The organism is Bacteroides celer (assembly GCF_002632415.2).
GTDB lineage: Bacteria > Bacteroidota > Bacteroidia > Bacteroidales > Bacteroidaceae > Bacteroides.
Window position 1 is genome coordinate 4,344,143 of record NZ_CP178209.1, and the last position, 23,183, is coordinate 4,367,325.

General features: G+C 41.5%; 19 protein-coding genes and 2 pseudogenes. 11 read left to right on the forward strand and 10 right to left on the reverse strand.

The features are described 5' to 3' along the window. Positions 1-16: 16 nt before the first annotated feature. Complete coding sequence (locus CJF29_RS17745; protein WP_371126728.1) at positions 17-937, reverse strand: family 43 glycosylhydrolase; 921 nt, start codon at positions 935-937, stop codon at positions 17-19. 1,446 nt (positions 938-2,383) lie between these two features. Here CJF29_RS17745 and CJF29_RS17750 point away from each other — a divergent pair. The 5 genes and pseudogenes from CJF29_RS17750 to CJF29_RS17770 form a co-directional block, all read left to right on the forward strand. Further along, positions 2,384-2,833: pseudogene (locus tag CJF29_RS17750) on the forward strand (WYL domain-containing protein); the annotation flags it as partial. 78 nt (positions 2,834-2,911) lie between these two features. Further along, positions 2,912-3,280: a hypothetical protein gene (locus CJF29_RS17755; protein ID WP_170834904.1), complete on the forward strand. Its 369-nt coding sequence runs from the start codon at positions 2,912-2,914 to the stop codon at positions 3,278-3,280. Position 3,281: 1 nt separating this feature from the next. Next, positions 3,282-3,626, forward strand: coding sequence for an IS66 family insertion sequence element accessory protein TnpB (gene tnpB / locus CJF29_RS17760; protein ID WP_004297053.1), 345 nt, complete (start codon positions 3,282-3,284; stop codon positions 3,624-3,626). Between the two features lie 88 nt (positions 3,627-3,714). Next, positions 3,715-5,493, forward strand: coding sequence for an IS66 family transposase (gene tnpC / locus CJF29_RS17765; RefSeq protein WP_413544505.1), 1,779 nt, complete (start codon positions 3,715-3,717; stop codon positions 5,491-5,493). Between the two features lie 87 nt (positions 5,494-5,580). After that, positions 5,581-6,162: pseudogene (locus CJF29_RS17770) on the forward strand (helix-turn-helix transcriptional regulator); the annotation flags it as partial. Here the strand turns inward: CJF29_RS17770 and CJF29_RS17775 are convergent. Next, a complete protein-coding gene (locus CJF29_RS17775; protein ID WP_099146571.1) occupies positions 6,154-6,999 on the reverse strand; it encodes a patatin family protein in 846 nt (281 codons plus the stop codon). The pseudogene CJF29_RS17770 and the gene CJF29_RS17775 sit on opposite strands and share 9 nt — an antisense overlap. A 226-nt stretch (positions 7,000-7,225) precedes the next feature. On the opposite strand from CJF29_RS17775, the gene CJF29_RS17780 reads away from it, so the two are divergent. After that, positions 7,226-7,753 carry a hypothetical protein gene (locus CJF29_RS17780; protein WP_004307123.1) on the forward strand — a complete coding sequence of 176 codons (528 nt, stop codon included), beginning with the start codon at positions 7,226-7,228 and terminating at the stop codon, positions 7,751-7,753. Between the two features lie 105 nt (positions 7,754-7,858). Here the strand turns inward: CJF29_RS17780 and CJF29_RS17785 are convergent, their stop codons facing one another. Beyond that, positions 7,859-8,188 carry a DUF4907 domain-containing protein gene (locus CJF29_RS17785; protein ID WP_004321609.1) on the reverse strand — a complete coding sequence of 110 codons (330 nt, stop codon included), beginning with the start codon at positions 8,186-8,188 and terminating at the stop codon, positions 7,859-7,861. After that, positions 8,169-9,227 (reverse strand): Kelch repeat-containing protein, encoded by a 1,059-nt coding sequence (locus CJF29_RS17790; protein WP_004301004.1) that lies wholly within the window; start codon positions 9,225-9,227, stop codon positions 8,169-8,171. The genes CJF29_RS17785 and CJF29_RS17790 overlap by 20 nt, the downstream gene beginning before the upstream one ends. Before the next feature lie 192 nt (positions 9,228-9,419). Between CJF29_RS17790 and CJF29_RS17795 the strand changes: the two genes are divergently transcribed. From CJF29_RS17795 to CJF29_RS17805, 3 genes are all read left to right on the forward strand, one after another. Then, complete coding sequence (locus CJF29_RS17795) at positions 9,420-10,745, forward strand: DUF4270 family protein (protein ID WP_004327062.1); 1,326 nt, start codon at positions 9,420-9,422, stop codon at positions 10,743-10,745. Continuing rightward, positions 10,742-11,947, forward strand: coding sequence for a hypothetical protein (locus tag CJF29_RS17800; protein WP_074556902.1), 1,206 nt, complete (start codon positions 10,742-10,744; stop codon positions 11,945-11,947). The genes CJF29_RS17795 and CJF29_RS17800 overlap by 4 nt, the downstream gene beginning before the upstream one ends. A 134-nt stretch (positions 11,948-12,081) precedes the next feature. After that, entirely contained in the window at positions 12,082-13,266 is a 1,185-nt protein-coding gene (locus CJF29_RS17805; protein ID WP_004301007.1) for an aminopeptidase C, read from the forward strand. 4 nt (positions 13,267-13,270) lie between these two features. On the opposite strand, the gene CJF29_RS17810 is transcribed toward CJF29_RS17805, so the two are convergent. The 6 genes from CJF29_RS17810 to CJF29_RS17835 all read right to left on the reverse strand — a co-directional run bounded on the left by CJF29_RS17810 (position 13,271) and on the right by CJF29_RS17835 (position 19,577). Beyond that, a complete protein-coding gene (locus CJF29_RS17810; protein ID WP_004301008.1) occupies positions 13,271-13,999 on the reverse strand; it encodes a LytR/AlgR family response regulator transcription factor in 729 nt (242 codons plus the stop codon). After that, positions 13,996-15,210, reverse strand: a complete 1,215-nt coding sequence (locus tag CJF29_RS17815) for a sensor histidine kinase (RefSeq protein WP_004301009.1) — start codon at positions 15,208-15,210, stop codon at positions 13,996-13,998. The genes CJF29_RS17810 and CJF29_RS17815 overlap by 4 nt, the downstream gene beginning before the upstream one ends. Positions 15,211-15,308: 98 nt before the next feature. Continuing rightward, positions 15,309-17,303, reverse strand: a complete 1,995-nt coding sequence (locus CJF29_RS17820; RefSeq protein ID WP_099146570.1) for a carbohydrate-binding domain-containing protein — start codon at positions 17,301-17,303, stop codon at positions 15,309-15,311. Between the two features lie 18 nt (positions 17,304-17,321). After that, the gene (locus tag CJF29_RS17825; RefSeq protein WP_099146573.1) at positions 17,322-18,101 is read right to left on the reverse strand and encodes a DUF2490 domain-containing protein; all 780 of its coding nucleotides are present in this window, start codon (positions 18,099-18,101) and stop codon (positions 17,322-17,324) included. 4 nt (positions 18,102-18,105) lie between these two features. After that, positions 18,106-18,780 (reverse strand): DUF4956 domain-containing protein, encoded by a 675-nt coding sequence (locus tag CJF29_RS17830; protein WP_074637827.1) that lies wholly within the window; start codon positions 18,778-18,780, stop codon positions 18,106-18,108. Between the two features lie 17 nt (positions 18,781-18,797). Further along, the gene (locus CJF29_RS17835) at positions 18,798-19,577 is read right to left on the reverse strand and encodes a polyphosphate polymerase domain-containing protein (RefSeq protein WP_074637840.1); all 780 of its coding nucleotides are present in this window, start codon (positions 19,575-19,577) and stop codon (positions 18,798-18,800) included. A gap of 1,054 nt (positions 19,578-20,631) precedes the next feature. Between CJF29_RS17835 and CJF29_RS17840 the strand changes: the two genes are divergently transcribed. After that, a complete protein-coding gene (locus CJF29_RS17840; RefSeq protein WP_004311756.1) occupies positions 20,632-21,834 on the forward strand; it encodes a DUF4925 domain-containing protein in 1,203 nt (400 codons plus the stop codon). A 30-nt stretch (positions 21,835-21,864) separates the two neighbouring features. Then, complete coding sequence (locus CJF29_RS17845) at positions 21,865-23,178, forward strand: DUF4925 domain-containing protein (protein ID WP_004311757.1); 1,314 nt, start codon at positions 21,865-21,867, stop codon at positions 23,176-23,178. Positions 23,179-23,183 lie beyond the last annotated feature (5 nt).

Below are 23,183 nucleotides of genomic sequence, written 5' to 3' on the forward strand. Positions count from 1 at the left end.
TTCTTTAGTCAATCACTCATTTTGTTTGCCTTACCAGCTTGATTGTACCATCAGGATTGTAATACAGTTTATCTACACAGATAGAACGAAGCCAGTCGTGCCCGGACAACGCACTGTTATGGTAAAAGGCATACCATTGTCCTTTGAACTTGACAATAGATCCATGATTGGTATAGCTGTCAGTCGGTTCCATATAAATACCTTTCGATTCCCAAGGTCCCAACGGAGAGTCACTGATCGCATAGCGCATCCGGTTGTCCCCCTTCACTCCATCGTTCCAGTTTTCATCGTGATTGTCGGAATAAGAGAGATAATACTTTCCATTATATTTGTGAATCCAGGCTGCCTCATGGAAATCTTCCAGTCCTTTCATGAGTTGCATCGGGCCATCCAACTCCATCATATTATCTTTCAACTTACCTCCTTTACAGGTGCCGCCACCGCCATTATAGATATACGCCTGCCCGTCGTCATCTACAAAGACACAAGGGTCAATCATCGGATCCATCCCTTCAACATATCCCTGCACTTTGAATCCTTCCGCCGGTTTATTGCTGGTAGCCACTCCGATCTTCCAACTGTCGTTCCAGTCTGTTTCACTGGGATGAGGAAAATAAAAATAGTAAGTACCGTTTTTATAAGCACAATCCGGAGCCCACATAAATCCTCCTTCTTTGCGTCCCCATGGCACCTGATCGGAGCTTAATATCTCTCCATGATCCGTCCAGGTCACCATATCATTGGTTGAAAACACATGATAACGATCCATCAAATCACAACCTCGCGGAGGTGCTATATCATGGGAAGCATATACGTACAGACGTCCGTCTTCCCAAACATGAGCCGAAGGGTCTGCTGTGTACATATGCCGGATGAAAGGATTCGGAGTTGCCGGATTCAGGCTGGTATTAAAAGCTATCGCCTTTTCTTTGCGCAGAACCTTAGCGGCTTCACCAACCAGTTTCAGATAATGGTCACTTTCTACTCCCTCCTCGATAGGAACGAATGTACTTTTTCCTGTCGGAACTTCCTTTGCACATTTAAAGATAGCCGTCCCCTCATCAATTTCGTCAAACATAGCTACATAAATCATTTCGGCACCCACCCGGATAGCTCCCATCATCTGTTTCCAAAGAAAAGAGCCTTTATTGCGGGGGATAAATGAATTATGATCTTTACCTTTCATATTCCCCCAGGAGAAACCCGGAAAAACCAACGGTACATAATCAACCTGATTCTTTTTCGCCCACTGGATATCTTCTTCCACCAACTTCTGATTTTTCGGATAAGTGGTTTCATTGTAACGTCCCACGAACCAAGGCATCACAATATCGCATTTTCTGATAAGCTCATGCAACCTGGGATCTGATTCCGTATCCCCTTTCAGCTCCCGCCATTGGGTAGGTACTCCAAGCATCACACTAAATCCCTGTGATTTTAAGCCGTCGATAATATGTGCAGCTTCTTTCAATCCATAACGGCGATTATCATTAAATCCCACACCCCATACAGTTACCAGCGGTTTGCCATTGTGATACAGATAAGAAGGGTTTTTCGCATGATTTTTTAAAGAATGGCGTTGCGCTATTTCCGCAATGTCTTTGAGCAACAGTTTTTCTTCTCCAGGCTGCATCCCGCTCAAGTCATACATCACACAAATAGCCCGTTCATATTTATTAGCAGCTTTCATTGCCGAGTTCAATACTTTATTAAAATGCTTCAATCCGCTTTCATTCCGGATTTCTGCGATAAAACGCTGCATGAACACTCCATCCAGTCCATACTCTTTCATCCATCTGAAATGAACATTGACAGTCGACTCGTCATAAGAAGAAAAGACGGATGCAGGCTTACCATCCGCAAAAGTAAAATCCGTTTTATAGAGCTTCTTATACTCCGATACCTCCGGCCAAAGATCTACGGAACACGATCCCGGACGAAATCCTTCACGACCATTGTAATGATGCCAGCCACGGCCGGAACCGTCACCAGGGGTGTTGAACCACCCCTGATAACCAGCCATAACCAATCCTTTGTAAGAATTGTACTGTTTCCTGCCGCCGGACTGTGCCATTATCCCTATTGAAAACAATAAATAGACCAATAACCAATTCAACCTTTTTACCATGTTATTTCTTTGTTTTTCATGTTATACCATTAAGTCCTTAAAACTATTTTCAGCAAAGTAAAGAGGCATCCCTTAATAAATTCCACAAAAGTGAATTAATAATGACTTAAAATCGAATTAATCGAGGAAAAAAAAGATAAAGTAGTAGAAATAGATACCTAATTAGGAAAATATTATGGAAATAAAGACCTGTAACCTCTTTGTTTTCCTGAATTTATTTTTCTACTTTTGAAGCAAATCTTTATTCTTCTACTTATGCCAGCAAATAGAAATGCCTTAATCCGTTATAAAACAATTGATAACTGTCTGCGTAATCCTTATCGACGCTGGACGTTGGAAGATTTGGTAGATGCTTGCTCGGATGCTCTTTATGAATACGAAGGCATTGATAAAGGCATAAGCAAACGTACGGTACAAATGGATATACAGATGATGCGTAGCGAGAAGCTGGGTTATAACGCTCCGATTGTGGTGTACGAAAATAAATACTATAAATACGAAGATCCGGAATACAGCATTACACAAACCCCGCTGAATGAACAAGACCTGAAAACGATGTCGGAAGCAGTGGAAGTGTTACGGCAATTTAAGGGTTTCTCCTATTTCACGGAAATGAGCGATATTATCAACCGCCTGGAAGACCATGTCGCTTCTGCCCGGATGAAAACCACTCCTGTCATTGACTTTGAAAAGAATGAATCATTGGTAACCATTCTATTTTCCGCCTTGACATAAGTTGTTAGCCGCCATATCTTTGCGCCGTAACCTTTAACAAGAATGATTATGGCAAAAGAAAAAGTAAACTATCAGGAGGTATATGACCTCTACCAGTTATGCAGCGAGACCAAAGATCTTCGAGAGTTCTGTGCTGATTATGGTGTAAATTACGACAAGTTCATGAACTGGCAGCGTCACCAGTTGTGGAGTGAGAAGTTAGGCAAGACAGTCCAGGTTGAGCAGCCCAAGGTTGCCAAAGTCCAGATAACCGGGAAACCATGCAATAGTCCAACTGTGAAGTTGGACGTGAAACATCCTGAAGGTGAACCACCAATAAAATGGATCAAGTTACAGCTGGCGTCTGGCGCAACACTGTTCCTGAGAAACACCACCGTTCTTGATTTGAGCCTGTTGCTTAATAAAATGATAGGATGATATGCTTGGACTGAGTGCTAACCTTAACTATTACCTGTTTAACGGTAATGTTGATTTGCGGAAAGGCATTTTCCGTCTGTGTGAGAGTATAAGGGAAGAAATGTCCCTTGACCCGAGCGATGCGTCCAATGTATATATGTTCATGTCCCGGAACCGAAAGGTTGTGAAGATACTTCATTACGAACGCGGTTTTTATGTGCTTTACGAAAAACGTCCTGTTATGGGCAAATTCAAGAAACCTGTATTTGATGAAGTCTCCAGGTGCTACCGGATACAGTGGTCGGACATGGCTTATCTTACGGAAAGCATTGTAGTTGACAAGATGTACGTTAGTCCGAAAGGCTAATATTAACATACTGATTATCAACAGGATAGTATAAAAAATAAACGGTAAAAAGTTTGCGTAAGTGCCTGATTTTTCGTACCTTTATATCATGATTGATGAAAGAGCATACGAGTTACTTTGCTGCCAGCTGGGTCTGGCGAATGAGGAAAAGGCAGGTCTTCGCAAACAGAATAAAGAATTGATTGCGAGGCTTGAGTCTATTGAAGAATCCAACAGGGAGAACTCTAAAAATCTGATAGATACCATCAATGATCTCAAAGATACCATCGAAAAGCAGTCAACCACGGTTGAACATTACAGGAAAGAAATGGAACTTATGAGAAAGCAGCTTGAAGCAAAGGATGAGGTGAACAGGATGCTGGCAAACGAGATCTCCAATCTCAGACTTCAGCTTGAGGACAGCAGGAAACACCGTTTCGGCCGTACTTCCGAGCAAAGAAGGCTGTTGAACAACCGTAATCTCGACAAGTCCGCTCTGGAACAATCCGAGTATGACGGTTCTGACAGGAAGGATGATAATAATAAGACCGATGATAACGAAACCGGCAGCAATACCTCTTCCGGCAACATACCTGCCCAGAACAGCAAACCTTCAAGGAGAAAGGAAACCGCACCACGTGCCGGGAAAACAAAATTGAAAGTTGACAAGGTGGTAGTACATGAAGTGGACGAGTATTACACGCTTCCAGAAGGGGGACGGTTTATGAACCGCAACGGTATGCCTGATGTGTGGGAATACAGGGTCATAGAACATGTAAGGGCTTATAACGTGGAGCATGTTTACAAGGTGGCAAGGGTAAAGCTTGCGGACGGCACTTTCACAAGCACCATGGAACATCCGCTGAAAAACCTTGGAGGTATCTTCTCTCCTGAACTGCTTGCCCGTCTGCTTTGTCTGAAATATGACTTCAGCATGCCTGAGAACAGACAGATAAGACTGCTTGCAAGAGAGGGTATCCACATAAGCAATACCACGCTGAACAGCTATATACATAACGGAATCGCCAAGCTAAAGGAGTTCATAGAAGATGTCTTCAAGGAGTTTGTACAGAGAGCTAATTACCTTATGGTTGATGAGACTACTGAGCTTGTTGGAGTGGAAACAAAGGAAGGTAAGGCTTACAGGAGAAAGTACTTATGGGCTTTCTTTGCCAAGCATATTAAGATGGTCTATTATCACTATAATAACGGCAGCAGGTCGTCCGATGCGGCAAAATCATTCCTGGAATATTTTATGGGAACCATATCCACTGACGGATATACGGTTTACAGGATGTTTGACGGAGACGACTCAAAGGTGCTTCATATAGGATGCTGGACGCATTGTAGAAGGTTGTGGGTTGATGCCCTGCCTTCAGACAGAACAGCGATGGACATAATAGATCCTATTGGTGAGATGTTCAGAAATGAAGACCTGTTCCGTATGATGAAACTCAGCGGTGAGCAGATTAAGGAAAGAAGGCTTAAGCTTACAGGACCGATTCTTGAACGTATCCATCATAAGGTGGTCATTATGATGCAGGATGCGAAGATTATGGCTAACGAACTGATGAGAAAGGCCGTGAACTATACGATAAACCAGTGGAAATCCTTGAGAAATATCCTCAAGGACGGTTCAGCAGAAATCTCGAACAACCTCTGTGAGCAAAGGATGAAACCTGTAAAGCTGCTGCTCAAGAACTGTATGAACGTTGGCAGTGAGGATGCGGCAGAAAACTCTGCATTCACCTTCTCTCTGATAGAAAGCTGTAAGTTGAACGGCATAGACCCTCAGAATTACCTGAAACACTTGTTTGAATGTATTCTTCATGGTAAGGACTGCGACAAGAAGGCTCTTCTGCCATGTTTCTATAAACCGGAATGTTAAAACAAAAATATTTTCTTACGGGCATTTTTATTTTATCGGCTGAAAGACAGCCGATAAAATTGGCGTGGCGGAAAATAGTATGGTTACGAATCATTGAAAGGACTGGATTATCTGGATACGATCTATCACGCGATTGTAAACGAGCATCCGATACAGCTCAAATATCGTTCGTTCAAGGCACGTTCCGCCAACAGCTTTATTTTTTATCCTTATCTATTAAAAGAATATCGCAACCGGTGGTTCGTTTATGGAGTCAGAGGAAACGGACGAATATTGCAAAATTTAGCTTTGGACAGAATACAATCATTGGAAGTTCTGCCACAAGAACACTATATCAAAAATACATTCTTCGATCCGAATACGTTCTTCGACGACTTGGTAGGTGTCACCAAAAACTCCGGAAGCGTAGCAGAGAAAGTTGGTTTCAAAGTAGCGGCAGCCGAAGCACCTTACATCATAACCAAGCCTATACATCGCAGTCAACAACTGGTGGAAAGGCTACCCGACGGAAGCGTCATACTGGAAATTGAAGTCGTAATCAACCATGAGTTAGAACGGGTATTCTTCGGATATGTTGACGGAATAGAAATTCTTTATCCTAAAACATTGGTAGAATTAATGAGTCGGAAATTGGAAAAGGCTGCCAAGCAATATACTAAGTCAAAGTGAAAATAAAGCTTTCGCACATTCGTACCCTTCCTGATAAAACTCTGTCAGCTTTTGCACATCTTTTTCTATACGGTCTACAGCTACAGGTTTCAAAGGACGGATAACGACAATCTTCCCTTCATCTTCCATACGTTCCACCATTTCCAGCTGTTCATTATAAACAGCGCACCGGCAACTTAACGCTTCACGCAACTTCGGATATTTCCGGTATACAAACGAAGGGATACGAATGTCTTTCGAATCTTTCCGATATCCCCGGTTACGGGTAAGTACCACGACATTTCTCTTACAGCCATCCGCAATAGCTCTTTGCAGAGGGATGGAATCTACAATTCCTCCATCGAGCATAGGAACCTCGTCTACATAAGTGATAGGACACACAAAAGGGAGACTGCTGGATGCACGAACAATATCGATCACCCTGCTACTGTCTTTTTTCTCTTCGAAATAATTGGCTTCTCCCGTAATGCAATTAGTAGTCACCATCACGAAACGTTCCGGTGAAGCAAAATATGTTTCATAATCATAAGGAAGAATGTGTTCGGGGAACTCATTGAACAATAGATCGAAATCCAAAATATTACGCTTTTTGAGCAAATATTTCAGACCGATATAATTGTACTTCTCCAACAAGTCGATATTGCTGTACTTGGCACGTCCCCGTTGCCGTGATGCATACGACAATCCGTTGCATGCACCGGCAGACACTCCTATCGCATAGGGAAACCGGATATCATGATCCATAAAATAATCAAGTACGCCGCAGGTGAATACTCCACGCATTCCCCCGCCTTCCAACACTAAACCGGTAGATCCATCTATCTGTAAGTTCTTCATTTTTTCTCCTATCTTCTAATTTCCATTCTCTTTTATACATGCTCTCTCTGTATTTACTATTCATGCATATTAATAACAAAAACAAACGGAAAAGGTAGTTCATTCAGCAAAAATAGTAAATATTTCAACAAAATCTTGTTTTTTTGCTTCAATCTATGTAACTTTAGGCTAACTTAATTGTTTAAGGAGGAAAAAAATTAAAAAGTCCTGCCCGCAGGCAAGCACCATGAGAATACAGTTTGAGATTAAAGAAAATTTGCCGGAAATTATCGAAGAGATCTTACACTCTGATAAGTGGCAAACTTCCGTGAAGGAAGAACTTAGCGGTCGGACGACCGTTGTGATCCGTGACCAAGCGTATGGTTCAGAAGCTACCATTGAAATTTATGCTACATCTATTGAAATCAAAACTGCCTGGTCTAAGTACTCCTATCGTATATTTGTAGCCAACGATATCGTATGGTGCGAATATAACGGTGCCTATCGTGGTCTGTTGGAACAAGTGCTCCTACCTACTATCACTCCTAAAGAAAACCTGCTCAATTCTGACGTAACTGAAAGTTCGCTTTATGGAAATGAGCATAAGAAATTGAGGGAGTATGCAGAAGATAATTTGAAACTGAAACAATTCCGCCGGGAAAACTTCAATGAGCAGAAGAATGGAACCGCACCATTCGATCATCCCAAGCGGGTGTATGATGAGTTTATCAAAGAAGATTATGTAGTTGCACCCAAAGAAGAAGAGAAGAAATAATCTGTACTTAATGCTTTAGTTTGTGCCATCGTATTGGCACAACAGTGCCACCATGTTGACACTATCGTGCCAATGAGGTGGCATGACTGTGCCAACATGGTGGCATTAATACACTACTCCCAAGTTATCCAGGTCAGCCTTTGATATGGCAAATTCATTTCCGGCTTTAATTCGTTCCAGCACTAAATTTCCGATACATTGGGCATCTTGCACCGATTGAAAAGGCCTTTTCCCGGATACAACCGGGATAAAAGGCTGAACGATTATCAAACGCTCTCTCTCATAAATCTTATAACCGTATCCACTACCTTCAATCTGGGTTACTTCCAGCCGATATATGTTTATCGAATGCATATACCCATATATGATTCCCACTAAAAGCAGCAAGACAAAGCAACTAATACCTATTATTTTTTTATTTCTCTTCATATTCATAAGGCTTCAACTCCCAAGTATCATCGTAATAATAAGTAGAAGCTCCTCCCGTAGCTATAATTCCCCGTTTTCCAGTAGAAAAGCATACGGCTTTCGAGCGTGTACTTCCTTCGAAATCTGTCAAATCTTCCCCATCCCAGAGGTCTGTCAGAGGGTCGTAAATCCAATAATTGGAACGATAACTACCACCAGCAGTCTGCCCCGCAGCAATGTATCCTTTACCGTCGATCACGAAAGCACAAGCATAAGAACGGACGATAGAAGTGTAATCGTCGTCATAATCATCATCACTCTTATCGTAAAGTTCACGCAATTCTTTCCAAGTACCCGTTGCCGGATTAAAACACCAGAAATCCGTCACATCCGAACCGTTATTTTCACCGCCGCAGATATAAGCTATATCATCTATGACGAAGGCCATACCGCCCATTCTCTTCTGTCCGCCAAATCCACTCATGGCTGTCCATTCTCCTTTATCTCCCACCGACGGGTCGAACTTCCAGAAATCCTTTTGATAATTATCGTTGTAACCTGTACCCAGATACCCATACTGACCAATGCCGAAAGAAAGCGCATAATACCGTTTACCATAGATATTAGTCCCATCAGTTCCATCCGGAATAGAAGCCATCTCCTTCCAGGAATTCGTGGCAGGATCATACTGCCAGCAATCATTCAGATAATCCTTTTTTGTCGCATCGTAACCAGTAGCAATATATCCTTTGGTACCTACTGCAAAACCTGTAGCTGCATTCCGGGCTGGAGCTGCATCGGGCATTGATGTACACTGTGTCCACGAATTAGCCTCAATGTCATACGCCCAACAATCTTTCAAACGGTCTTTGGTACTCCCCCGGTATCCGGTGCAGAGGTACCCTACGTTACCAATCGTAAAACCAGCTGCGTCCGTACGCGCCACACCATCAAAATCAGAACGGCGATACCACACACCTGCCGTATATTCAGTATCATCCGTACATGCCGCCAATGAAAGCAGCACCACCATCATGCAAAGTAATTTATTCATTTTCGTATTCATAAATATGTCGTTGATTACAACCGCAAATGTAGGCGGCAACGGGCACGCATAAAAAAACTATCGACAAATACAGACATTCTATCTACCAACAAAATTCAGGTCGACAAATACAGAGATTTAGTCGATAGTTTTTTGGAGGACTGTTTAAAACCTCTTCTTTTGCCGCTACAAAACCAATTTCATTTTTACTACATGAAGTCAATCATACTACTTTTTTCATTCTTTATATCTCTTTCTTTTTTCGCTTGTGTAGACGATTCATCGTCCATAGGAGCGAAATGGGTACAAAGTTCATTTCTCAACGAACAGATGGACACTTGTACGGTATTACTTAGTACAGTATTAAGCGACTCCATAGCCACTTCGGGAGATACGGTTTGCCAGATAGGATACCGTGACGACAACTTATGGGGGAAAATTACCGCCTCTTTTTACGCAGAGTATGAAGTACCTTCCTATTCTTTTGATGAAAACATCCAATATGAGTTCGACTCGATCACCATACGCCTGTATTCTTCGGGCAATTACCTGGGAGATACACTAAAAACCCAACGCATTCATCTGCATGAACTGACAAAGAATATAGAACTGGACGATAGAGGGTACCTATACAACACTACTACTGCCTATTACAACGAAACTCCACTGGCATCTTTCGACTTTCGTCCTACTCCGGGCTCACCGAGCGAAGAACTGGAAATACGATTGCCGGATGCATGGGGAGAAGAATGGTTCAACTTGATGCTGAATGATGGCCGATGGGTACAATCCCAGGATTTCTTCCATGATTATTTCAAGGGAATTGCTTTTATACCCGATGCAAATGACGCTTGTATCAGCGGATTTCAAGTCAACGACTCCAGTATGTGCATCACGGTCTACTATCACCAGATTACGGAAACACTGAACGAAAAAACACTGGTTTTCAATACAAGCAGCACGCTGACTTACAACAAAATAGAACAAGACCGCTCAAACATCCCGATAGCCAACCTGCAAAGTGGGGACGGCAATGAATACTCTTCCGGAAAAAGCGAGCATCAGGTCTACCTGCAGGGAATGACAGGTATGTATGTCACCATCGACTTCCCACATTTAAATAATCTCTGCGAAAAAGGAGAGCTTGTGACTATCGAGAGCGCAACGTTACAGTTATATCCGGTAAAAGGAACTTATGACGGCATGTACCCGTTGCCCAAAAGCCTGGCTCTCTACACCGCCAACAATGAAAATGTGACGCAAAGTGTAATCACCGACCTCACCGGGAGTTCCGTACAAAGCGGAAATCTAGTAGTCGACGAGATGTCTTATGAGGAGACTTATTACTCTTTTGACATCACCTCTTTCCTGCAAACAAACCTGGGAACTACCGGATATGATCGTCAGAAACTACAATTATTTCTTCCGGACAACTTGTTCTATACCACACTTCAAGGCGTTATTTTCGGCGACGGAGAACATACCGCCAATAAAAAGAATACCAAACTTATCATACTTTACAAAACTTATCAACAATGAAAAAGATTTTGTTTTGCCTTCTGGCATTCTATACTCCTGTCTCTATAGTTATTGCACAAAATACAACGAACTCCCCTACTTCCATGTTCGGACTGGGAGAACTTTCTACCGGAGAAGGCGGGCAATATGCCGGACTGGGCGGCACAGGCATTGCATTGCGAGGAAATAATTTCCTTAACAGCGCCAATCCGGCTTCACTCACAGAGTTGACCGAACAACGCTTCCAGATCGATGCCGGTATCATGGGAGCATACCAGATTTATTCGCAACGAGGAGCAAGTAACCGTTCCGTAACCGGAAATCTGAATAACCTAAGTATCGGTTGCCGGATTATGCCACGCTGGTATGGAGCAATTTTCATGGCTCCCGTCAGCAGTGTGGGATATGCCATCACGCTGGATGAAGAAGTGGCAGGCACCAATGGAGGTACTATCTCTTCTCTCTTTCAGGGTGAAGGAGGACTTTCCAAGATGGGTATCAGCACGGCTTACCTTTTCGGAAAAAGATTTTCTGTCGGCACCAATCTTTCTTATGTGACGGGGACCATCACACAAACGGAGACGCAAGGTACTGCCACAGAAGAAACCAGCTCCTACAAACATACTTTTTATGCGGATTTCGGTGTACAGTATAAATGGGCTATAGACCGCGAACGTTCTTTCGTTGCCGGTGCCGTATATGGTTACTCTCAGGATTTTAAGCAGGATAATAACTTATACGTTAGTAGCAGTTCGGGAGGAGATGATATTGAAAAAAGCCTGAAACGCTATCGCCAATGTCTTCCTCAATTCTTTGGGCTCGGAGCTTCCTACAACACTCTACGTTGGATGGCAACCATCGACTACAAATATGTGGACTGGAGCCGGATGCAATCTTCCCAATCCAATGTCAGTTTTGAGAATCAACACCGGTTATCAGTCGGTGGAAGATATACATTGGGCAATGTCTATCGTAATCCGGTCAGCATCCTATTGGGAACAGGTATTAATAATTCCTATATCGTCATTCAAAAGAAAAAGGCAACCGAATATTACGTCAGTACCGGACTTAACTTCGGATTGCGCAATAACAACGTCCTTTCTATCGGATTGAAATATAAAGGCCAGATGAAAATTCCTAACGGCATGCAAAAAGAAAACAGCCTTTCCCTGTTCCTGAATATTACTTTCTCCGAGCGAACTTACCGCGCCAAGATACAATAAAATGTCATAAAACGGAAGTCATTAAGATAGCTGTCCATTTGAAAAAAGAGAAAACTTTGTGAAACTCTGTGTTACTCTGTGGTGAAACTTTCCTATATTTGTAGCCAAAACAATTTAATATTAATTTCATAGGAATGAAAAAGACAATCCTTATTGCTGCTTTAGGCCTGTTCAGCCTAAGTGTTATGGCACAAGATGCAAAACCTGAAGAAGGTTTTGTTTTCACGACAGTGAAAGAAAATCCGATAACTTCTATCAAGAACCAAAATCGTTCGAGTACTTGCTGGAGTTTCTCAACTCTCGGATTTGTTGAATCAGAACTACTTCGTTTAGGTAAAGGTGAATACGACCTGTCTGAAATGTTTGTTGTACACAAAACGATGCAGGATCGCGGAGTAAACTATGTACGTTATCACGGTGACAGTTCTTTCTCTCCGGGTGGAAGTTTTTATGATGTAATGTATTGCATCAAGAATTATGGTATCGTTCCGCAAGAAGTGATGCCGGGTATTATGTATGGTGATACGTTGCCGGTACATAATGAGCTGGATGCTGTTGCTTCCGGTTATATCAATGCGATTGCAAAAGGTAAATTAAGCAAACTGACTCCGGTATGGAAAAACGGACTAAGTGCCATTTATGACACTTACCTAGGAGCATGTCCGGAGAAGTTCACCTACAAAGGCAAAGAATATACTCCGAAGACTTTTGCCGAATCACTGGGATTGAACTATAACGACTATGTATCACTGACTTCTTATACACACCATCCGTTCTATTCTCAATTCGCCATCGAAATTCAGGATAACTGGCGTAATGGTCTGTCTTACAACCTGCCTATCGAAGAACTGATGGCTGTTATGGACAATGCAGTAAAGAAAGGCTATACCTTTGCATGGGGTAGCGATGTCAGCGAACAAGGATTCTCACGTGACGGTATCGCCGTAATGCCAGATGCAGCCAAAGAATCTGAACTGTCCGGTTCAGACATGGCCCGTTGGACAGGATTGACTGCCGCCGACAAACGCAGAGAACTATTCACCAAACCTTTCCCTGAAAAGGATATTACCCAGGAAATGCGTCAAGTTGCTTTTGACAACTGGGAAACAACAGACGACCACGGAATGGTAATCTACGGCATCGCTAAAGACCAGAATGGAAAAGAATACTTCATGGTGAAAAACTCTTGGGGTAAATCAGGCAAATATGATGGTATCTGGTATGCTTCCAAAGCATTCGTTGCCTACAAGACAATGAATATCCTGGTGCATAAAGATGCACTTCCTAAAGAAATTGCCAAAAAACTGGGAATTAAATAATTATTTAAGAAAGGCTTAATTTCCCAATGTATTCCGTAAATTTCTCCTTATAATTATCACCGACAGGAATATAAGTATTCTTATCAAAGATAATGCGAAGACGGGAAACTTCGGTAATCTTGCGAAGATTGACAATATAAGAACGGTGGACCCGCATGAAATGCGTGGGAAGCCGTTCTTCCATTTTCTGGAGGCTGGCAAGCGTTATTACAGGCTTGTCCTCTCCTTCCACAAAGATACGCACATACTCACTCATCCCCTCAATATAGCGGATATTCTTCACATCGATGCGAACCACTCTGTAATCGCTCTTCACGAATAATGAATCTCCTTTTATCTGCGAAGCATTTCCTATTTCACCCTGTTGTTCCAACAAACGATATTCAAATTGCCTGCGGGCTTTATCCGCCGCTTTCAATAAATCCTGGAACTCAAACGGTTTCAGCAGATAATCTACGGCATCCAGTTTGAAACCCTCTACCGCATATTCAGAATAAGCAGTAGTGAAAATCACCAACGGACGGTTCACCAAAGAACGTATGAAATCCAATCCGTTCAAATCGGGCATATTAATATCCACAAAGATCAAATCAACCTCCTCTTCGGACAATATCTTCATTGCCTCGAACGCATCCTGGCATGACTTTACCAAAGACAAAAAAGGTACCTGGGATATATAATCCGACAACTGCGTCAATGCTAACGGCTCATCATCTATTGCTATACATTTCATTCTAATAAAGGTATAATAAGTAAGACATCAAATTTATGTTCCTCTTCGGTAATGGAAAGCGTATAATCATTGCCAAATAAAAGCCTCAACCGCTTACGGATATTCTCGAGTCCGATGCCATGATGCTGTTCGTCAGCCGAACCATTATTGCTGTTGGAACAACGGAATGAAAGCCGGTTGCCCTCATCCAACTGCATCAAGACATGAATAAAAGACTCGCTCCGATAACTGACTCCATGCTTAAAAGCATTTTCCACAAAAGAGACAAAAAGCAAAGGAGGAATCTGCACTTCGGGCACTTCGGCCGGAAAATCCATCTGAATAGATACTTTGTTGGTATAGCGCAAACTCATCAGGGCAATGTAATTTTTAAGAAACTGAACCTCACGTGAAAGCAAAATCGTTTTATTACTCGCTTCATAAAGCACATAACGCATCAGTTTAGAGAGTTCCACAATCGTACTTTTCGCTTTCCCCGTATCAATATCCACCAACGCATGAATATTATTGAGCGTATTCATGAAGAAATGAGGATTAATCTGATATTTCAAATACTGCAGTTCCGACTGCAAACGTTGATGTTCCAGTTCCTTCAGCATTTCTTCATCACGGAAAGATTTAAAGAAAAGTTTGATGGCGATATTGAACCCTACCATCAAAAAGGCAATGATGAAATGAATAAGATAGCGGAGCACAAAAGGAGGATAAGGAAAAGGAGTCGGTTTTGGAAATCTTCCGGGACCATTTGGATCTCCCATTCCCCTAGGACGTTGTTCGGGATTGGATTCATGCCAATGCACATCCCCTTCCTCCCTCGCCTTTTCTCTCGTCTTAATAATCTGGTCCCTCCGGTTCTCCTTCATACGAAGAGGCAACTCTCCTCGCTTGAAATCTTTGGGGAAATGATTGGCAGAAGGAAACGGAGAAAGCCAACAAATCATTCCTATTACAAAAATCAACGAAACAGTATATTGCCAGTACCTTTTCTTAAAAAGAAAATAGGGAACCAGCCCATAATTATTTAACAGGAAAAGCACGAAAAAAGGAAGGATACTCAACCATGATTCGCGGATCACCATACGGGTTTCCTCCCGTTCAAGTCCTCCACTCATGGCAAAGTATCCGCCTATCAGCGGAAGAAGAAATATTACGATCCAGATAGCTCCGTAAATACTCTGCTCCAGCACGTGTTGTTTACGCAGTCTTTTCATGCCTCATTGCTTCTGATTATCGAAACAAAGATAAAACCGAACCTGTTTTATCACAAATAGAATCGACCAAAGAACGGATTTCGACGGTAAACTGCTGTTTACCATCCCCATCCACCAGGTCCATGTCCACCGCCTCCACCACCGGGCTGGCCACCGCCGGAAGTGCTGCCGACTTGTATCACCATCGAACTGGCAGTAAATGTTGCCGCCTGCGTGCCACCGGAATAAGTGGCTCCCGAATATAACCCGAAGAACTCGGAACCACCGGAAACCGTTCCTCCTTTTGAGATAGTATAACTACCGCCCGAGGTCAGATTCGGACTACTGAACAATACCGTCATTTGAGAATAAGCACGGGGAATCTGATAGGTCAGTACGCTGGTTCCGTCAGCCGACTGGATATTCAGTATTTCTCCGTTACTTCCCGAACCGCCATAGATCACAGTGCGTTGCGTACATACACTTGATGTAGGTGTACTTGTTCCTCCTCCAATACCCAGAACAATCCCCCCGGTAATCTTAAAGGTATTCTGATCGCAATCGAATCCGTCTTCGGGAGAAGTAGTACCCGACGATACAATCACTCCCCCCGTAATGGTCAACGTACCATTAGAGTCAATGCCGTCATTTCCGGAACTATAACAATAAATATTACCACCATTAAGAACAATGCTGTTACTTGCATTCATACAGTCATCGTAACAAAGCACGGCAACTGTACCCTCATTGACAGTCAACACACTTTTACTCTCGATACCCTCACTGCCTTCCCCACCGGTAGCCTTCACAAGCACCGTTCCTCCATTGATTGTCAACGCACCGTCCGCTTTGATTCCTTTTGCCGACGAATCGAACTTGCCATATACACACTGCGTACCGGTAGTTATCACTTTCACCGTGCCGTCATTGATGGTAATCGAACCGTCACAGTTGATACCTTTACCGGCTCCACCTGTACTCTGAATAGCGATTTCGCCTCCTGTAATCAGGATATTTCCGTCACATTTAATTCCTGCACACGAACTTAAATCATTATCTTCATAAAGTGCGGTTTGAGAAGTGAATGCAGTCAGCTTTCCTCCGGAGATGGTCAGGTTACCATCACAGGATATTCCTTTGGAGGCTGCTCCCGCCACTTGTGCCTGAATAGCACCGCCACTGATTACCACATCCAGACAAGATTTCAACCCATGCGCTTTATTGTCCGTTGTAGAGAGTTTGGCAAATCCTCCGGTCATCGTAATTCCTCCCTCTTCACACTGAATAGCATCGCCGTCAGAAGATATATTCAGTATTCCGCCGCCGATAATCACAGATTCATTAGTATGGATTCCGTCTTTTTTGGTCGAAGCTACCGTAATATTACACCCGCTACGGAAACGCACATAATCATCGCTTGTGATGGCATGTTTATAATTTCCGGTAACTGTGAGCGAACCACCACCACTAAAAATAAGCTGTCCCTCACTGAACAGGCAGGCTTTCATATCCTCTCCATCAGTAGTTGCCGTATAAGAAGAACCATCTGTCAACACATTCGTTGTTCCGTCTGCACATACCACGAACACACGTTTGGAAGACTGGATATTAATGGCAGCACCTACCGGATTGAGTATAGACACCCCTGCCAGTGATAATTTGAATTTCTTTTCGCTATATACCTTGAACGAGCCATTCGTAGTAGTCCCGCTCAACACATATTCTACTCCGCTGACTGTAGAATTAACCACGACATGCGCCCCATTGGAAGACACTTCCACTCCTGAAACACCATTGCTTACCGCAGCAGTCGTTCCATTATAGATAATCGTCACCACAGAGGCGAATTGGGAGTTCTCTATAAAATCATCATCGGAAGTAACCGTTTCCGACATGCTTCCATACGCCGTTTTATCACTTTCATCAAAAGTGATTGTAAATCCCAATAAATCTTCCGATCCCTCGGGAATCGTTGGGTTGGGCTGACTGCTTCCTCCACCTCCCGAACCTCCGACCAATATTCCTTCCTGATCGCCGAAATCGAATGATTCCGTCGTACAGTTCACCAACAACAGCAATAAAAGCGGTATCCAAAACAACACAATCCTTTTCATAATTTCTTGTTTTATCTATTAAAACTTAAATGAATATCCTGCACCGATCACATGCCCGTTTGCCTCATCGTCGTCTGCCTTATTTTGATACAGATAATAAAAATCGAGAGCATGTTTCTTACTTAGTTTCCATTCCGTCCCCAATGTCCATCGCAACTTTTCAAAAGCACCAATCTCATTCAACGAATGTGAAAGTTCGCATGAAGTATAAGGAGTAAAAGCACATTTACGTATGTTATATTCCACCTGAAGGCGGGAACGAAGCACATTTTTTCCTTTTCCGCTAATATATTCATCATTCTTCACACTCCCGTCATCACCTTCGAATTTGGGAACCGACTGACTGGGACGATAAGTATATTGCCACCGTTCACGAAGGGAAAACGTAAAGCGGCGCCAGTCCACCTTTCCTGTCAATGACAAGTTTACACGATGCTTCGGCTGCCAATATTCGGGGATATAGTTTCCTTTTTTAGTAACCTCCATCGGATGATAATAATGAATAAACGTATATCCTGCAGACGCTTTCAGCCAACGAAACATCTTATAGGAAACACCTGCCGAACCCGACCAGCGTTCCACCGTCTGCAATCCGTCTCTTGTACGAAATTCACCTTCCAGAGAAGCATCGAAACCGGAGAATATCTTTTTCTTCACTTCCGCACTGGTCCACACGCCGAAGTCATCTCCCTGCGCATGGCTCTTCCCTGCCATACACAACAATAATAAGCAACCAATCAGGTATCTACCTGTCCCCCAGAATCTCTTCTGACTTTCTCTGCCTGACTTATCTTCCATTTTCTTATTCATTTTCTCTAGGTAAGCGGGTCAACGTATCAATCGTATTTATCTCATCTTTCAGCGGTTCATAATAGATTTTCAGCATGGCTGTATCCCGTAAAAAATCGATATGTCCCACTTCCACACGAACAATGTCAAGTCCTGTCCGTTCGCGGAGATCGCGTAATAAGTCCAATTCCCTTTCGGGTTTTATAAGTTCTATTCTATCATATTGAATCAGTTTACAGGAGATATGTTTCAGCCAGCGATTGCTTTCGCAAAGCCATATACTGACAATGAAAAGCAAGTTGGTACATACCAGTTCAGCATAACTGATTTCCACGGCAAGGGCATTGATTACCGAAATAGCAATGATGACAAAAAGATAAGTCATCTCACGCACGGGCATTGACTCGGTCCGATAACGGATGATACCGAAAATGGCAAATAAACCGAGCGCAAAACCTATTTTCAGTTTGACACTTCCCAATAAGAAAATCATCAGGAAAATACTGATGCTTATCAGCGTAAAGGTGAAGTAATAATCACGCCGTTTGCTCTTAGGGTAATAAAACAGATGAATAATGCAGGATACCACCAGTAAATTGAAGCAGAATCGCAACAACAATTCCAAGAAACCTGCGCTATCCATCAATGGTGTTTCTATTAATGTAATATCACTTAGTTCATCAAACATATTATTCAGGTTTTATATTAAATATTCATTAGTTGCTTCTTTGCTATCTTCTGTGCCATTCTCAACTTGGTCTTAAACCGATTATATTTTAAGTTCCCGGCTGTGAGTACGGTTCCCACACAATATTTACTAATTCCCGAAGGCCGCACATGCAGTTCGCGCAGTATTTCACCGATGGGTGAATAAGTTCTCCCGTCACGTTTCAGTTCTATGATAGCAAGATTTTCCAATCTTGCTTCCGTTCCAGTTATGAGATGATGGAAATGCACACCAGTATCGATGGTCAGACGTTCTGTCATTGCCTTATTCACCAGTGTAATACGATGAAAATGATTTTCCAGTAGAAATTTCAAGGCGGACAACTCATACCAAGCATAATTGCGAAGAAACTCTTCTCCCCCATCCTGACGCAAAGAGTTTACTCCTTGCACCCGAATCCGCTTTTTATCTGTCCGCCCCTTGTTATTCTTATTCTTCACTTCCAGAAAAGTCAGACCGGAAGATACATACGTCCTTACACGGATCTTCTCACGGATCACTCTTCCGTTTTGATGAGCCAGATACATGGCGTAATCGGGAGTGTCGAGATAGGTAGTGTGATAAGCTATATTTCGCTCCCCCTGCACCTCTTGCACACGATAACAATTACTCGCCCGTTGTAATACGTCCATCAGGGCAGAGAGCGAAACGATATACTTCGTGTCCGTACGGTTCATCAAACGGATGGTACTCATCTCTTCCAAAGAAATGGAGGAGAAAGCGGAAAGTGCGGTGGTTACATTACATGCCTCGTTCATATTCATAAGGGATTAGAGTAGCAAGTGTTACAATACTGTAACAAATGTATGACAGAGAAGCAGAAAAAGGAAAAAAAATCAATGAACGGGGGATTCTTATCGGTGAATCGACTGTATTACAGCAATAAACTGTTCTGTTCTATTCTTAAGATTCTATTATTCAACAGTGGCTATGAATCGAATCAAATAGAAAATAAAATGCATAATCTAGTGCAAGAATATGCATATCACGCCCCTTATTATGCATAAATAAAGGGTAAACAGACCGTTTTTCATTGTATGAAAACGTCCGTTCTTTAAATGCAAGGTATCCTTGGTCGGTGAGGAACGCCTCCTTGCTCACCGACCAAGCTACCGTTCATCGGTGAGGAAGGAGGCGTTGATTGAAATAAGAGTCGTTTCCAAGCTATGTCACTTCTAACTTCGTTAATTTTCAATATAACAAATAGCTATAACATCAGAAAAAAAATATTGATTTATTTCGAATCTGGTAGCAAACAAATACAAACAGCAAGGATTTACTATCAAATCACTGTCTTTTGGGAGAATCCAAAAAGACATTTAAGCTCCTATTTATTTGCTATCCTCATATAGGTTCTAATTAAAGCAAAGAAAATGTATAAAACATCCTATTTTTATGTATAACCCTATTTTAAGCAAACATAGATTTATTTCTTGTAATATTCCAGCGGATTCCTCTTCACTTTTTTACGGAAGTATTTATTGAAAGTTGTAAAGATGAATATTACATTCTAAACTTTCCGCAAGAGTCAGAAATAGAGAAGAAAAAAAATGAACGGTTTCTCACCTGTGAAAAATAGGAGGAAAACCATTTGCTTTTTTAGAGACCTCTTCATTCTCTTTTTACAGCCATTCTTAAAAGAAGAACAATCGATATTAAAAATAGAACACATTTATTTTTTCATTTTAGGTACTTTTACCGCATACGATTAAAAATAGAACATTAAAATAAAAAAACAGACCTTGACAATAAAGAATTGTTAGTCGAACTTTGCAAAGTTTTATTAAATACGCAATAAAAACAAAAAGCAAAATGAGAAACTTACGAAAACTATCTTATGTCGCTTGCGCAGTATTTTTCTTTACATCATGCGAAGAAACTTACAATGACAAGCTATTTTGGCCAGGAGAAATTAGTCAGGAATATGGCTCGTATATTAAACCATATACGCTAGACCTAACCTACAGCGGAGAGAAATTAATTGGAAAAACTGTCAGCTTCAAGACAGAAGATAGCGAAACGGGAACACTGACGCTGAATAATATAATCCCGGGAGAAAAGGAAACTCCTATCAGTCGCATCCAACTTTATGAGAATGAAAAGAAAGGATATTATACTTTCAGCGGGACCAATATCACAATGGGAGGAGCTACGGTGAAATATGAAGGAATAATAACTCCGAAAAACATGCAACTATCACTGAACGTAACAATGGCTTATGCCAACTCCATTGCAAACACATATACATTTCCTGCATACTCCCACACAACAGATGGAGAAAGTATCATCCGTAATAGCGGAGCCAGCTACGTGAATATTACTACAAAAGCAGGAGGAGAATCTCTCCAGCCGGTGATTTTACAAATACAGCAAATGGCAACTAATATATTAGATGTGATTTTTCCTTATGTATTGAAGGATATTACATTTGAGAAAAATGGAATTGTCACTGCCAGCTATACTACGAGCCCTGTAGACATGAATGAAATTATGGAAGTTGCCAATTCGGGCAAAACTGACGCTGAATTCAAAAGTCTGATCAACAAACGCACTTATGAGTCATCTCCCAAAGGATTGGCCTACTGGAATCAAACAGGCAACAAAGCATTTGTCGTACAACTAAATATCCCTGCCATTGTGTCTCTCATAGCACAAAACAACGGAAAGCAAATTGACTATCAGCTTATCGCAGGAATCAGTGAAGCACTTCTAAAATCTGACCCGGCACGTTTAAAATTAACGTTAAGTGCCATCAATATGATTTTAAACAATGAAATAATCACCTATATTCTTCAATTGGATGATGATACTTTTGCAACTCTGCTCACATGGATGAAAGACGGAATACCAATGGGCATCAACTCAACAAAAGAACATACTTATATCTATTTCAACAAAGAAACTCTCATGCCGTTCATCAGCATCATCGGTAGTTTGCTGGAAACAAATTTAATTGAAGTTGCAGCCCTTTTCGATAAAATGGAAATCGGTATTGACCTCACAGCTAAGAAATAATTCATTTTAATTATCTAATATAAAAAAACAATGAAAAAAATATCTATCCTATTAATAAGCTGCCTTGCCGTAGCGTCTGCATTTTTAACTTCTTGTGATAATGATCACTACGGACCAGAGCCTATAGATGTAACAGCCAATTATTCAAATAAACTATCAAACCCCAATCCGAATCTAATTCTTACCTATAATGGTGAAACAATGATCGGAAAATCAGTAGACTTTAGCACTGTAACAGGAGAAACCGCTATTATTAACTTATATGATATTTTACCAGGAGAAAAAGAAGTAAAAATTATGTCTATCCCCCTTTCTGGAGATGGGCAAGGATATTCTTTTTCAGGAAATAGTATGGGAAATGAGACTTTAAGCTCTTTTAGATACGAAGGACGCGTAATAAAAGGACAGTTAACATTAAATATATCCAATATCAAAATGGGCAATGCAGAATTATGGGCAAATACTTATAAACTACCCACAGTTATTAATGGCATCAAAACGATTGTAGTTGGAGACATGTGGGGAGAAGAATATACATGGCAAGATGTTGACGGACAAGTACTAAATGCATCATGCTATTTTTATGCAGACATAGAAGCTTCAGAAAGTGGAGCCACAACTCAAACATGGGGTAGTGCCATTCAAAACATATTAAGTTATATTTTGCCACAAGTTCTACAAGAAATTACTTTAGGAGCGGACGGGAATGTAACGGCTTCTTATTCAAATGAACCATTGACAGGAGTAGACATGGATATCATTTTTGGATTTCTAGAAAATCCATTAACACAGGATATGATTACTCCTAACATTGTTAACCGTAATTATATTCCATCTCCAAAAGGATTTGCTAATTGGTTCCAAAAAGACGGTAAGTTAATATTAAAATTAAACTTAGCTAATATTATTGCCTCAATATCCAGCGGCAATCAATATATGGATGTCAATATAACCAATGCTATCATTGAAGCTATATCCCAAATGGATGCTATGAAAGTGAAAGAATTGCTAACCACGCTCAATCAAAGTCTAAAAAATGAAACACTTGGATTCCTGCTCAATGTCAATGACACTTCTTTCAAAGCTATTTTCAATTGGTTAACTACCGGAATCCCGATGCAAGTTATTTCAAAAGATGGACATACTTTTATTTACTTAGACAAAGAAGGTTTTACTCCCATAGCCAAATTACTACCAGATCTTAGTCCGCTAATAGTCAGTCTGCTTCCAGAAGATATGCAATCACTGGGAGGAATCATCTCTATATTTTTGAACGGTATATCAGACGCTTTTCTATCACCTGAAAAAATAGAATTTGGTTTGGAAATTGTTCCAAATAAATAAAACAA

Bases quoted from the DNA above. Each gene is read 5' to 3' on its own strand.
- CJF29_RS17820 (WP_099146570.1), bottom strand. From the start codon at position 17,303: ATGAAAAGGATTGTGTTGTTTTGGATACCGCTTTTATTGCTGTTGTTG.
- CJF29_RS17790 (WP_004301004.1), bottom strand. From the start codon at position 9,227: ATGAATACGAAAATGAATAAATTACTTTGCATGATGGTGGTGCTGCTT.
- CJF29_RS17810 (WP_004301008.1), bottom strand. From the start codon at position 13,999: ATGAAATGTATAGCAATAGATGATGAGCCGTTAGCATTGACGCAGTTG.
- CJF29_RS17800 (WP_074556902.1), top strand. From the start codon at position 10,742: ATGAAAAAGATTTTGTTTTGCCTTCTGGCATTCTATACTCCTGTCTCT.
- CJF29_RS17825 (WP_099146573.1), bottom strand. From the start codon at position 18,101: ATGGAAGATAAGTCAGGCAGAGAAAGTCAGAAGAGATTCTGGGGGACA.
- CJF29_RS17795 (WP_004327062.1), top strand. From the start codon at position 9,420: ATGAAGTCAATCATACTACTTTTTTCATTCTTTATATCTCTTTCTTTT.
- CJF29_RS17840 (WP_004311756.1), top strand. From the start codon at position 20,632: ATGAGAAACTTACGAAAACTATCTTATGTCGCTTGCGCAGTATTTTTC.
- CJF29_RS17815 (WP_004301009.1), bottom strand. From the start codon at position 15,210: ATGAAAAGACTGCGTAAACAACACGTGCTGGAGCAGAGTATTTACGGA.
- CJF29_RS17775 (WP_099146571.1), bottom strand. From the start codon at position 6,999: ATGAAGAACTTACAGATAGATGGATCTACCGGTTTAGTGTTGGAAGGC.
- CJF29_RS17780 (WP_004307123.1), top strand. From the start codon at position 7,226: ATGAGAATACAGTTTGAGATTAAAGAAAATTTGCCGGAAATTATCGAA.
- CJF29_RS17755 (WP_170834904.1), top strand. From the start codon at position 2,912: ATGGCAAAAGAAAAAGTAAACTATCAGGAGGTATATGACCTCTACCAG.
- CJF29_RS17845 (WP_004311757.1), top strand. From the start codon at position 21,865: ATGAAAAAAATATCTATCCTATTAATAAGCTGCCTTGCCGTAGCGTCT.
- CJF29_RS17785 (WP_004321609.1), bottom strand. From the start codon at position 8,188: ATGAATATGAAGAGAAATAAAAAAATAATAGGTATTAGTTGCTTTGTC.
- CJF29_RS17835 (WP_074637840.1), bottom strand. From the start codon at position 19,577: ATGAACGAGGCATGTAATGTAACCACCGCACTTTCCGCTTTCTCCTCC.
- CJF29_RS17830 (WP_074637827.1), bottom strand. From the start codon at position 18,780: ATGTTTGATGAACTAAGTGATATTACATTAATAGAAACACCATTGATG.
- tnpC (WP_413544505.1), top strand. From the start codon at position 3,715: ATGATTGATGAAAGAGCATACGAGTTACTTTGCTGCCAGCTGGGTCTG.
- tnpB (WP_004297053.1), top strand. From the start codon at position 3,282: ATGCTTGGACTGAGTGCTAACCTTAACTATTACCTGTTTAACGGTAAT.
- CJF29_RS17805 (WP_004301007.1), top strand. From the start codon at position 12,082: ATGAAAAAGACAATCCTTATTGCTGCTTTAGGCCTGTTCAGCCTAAGT.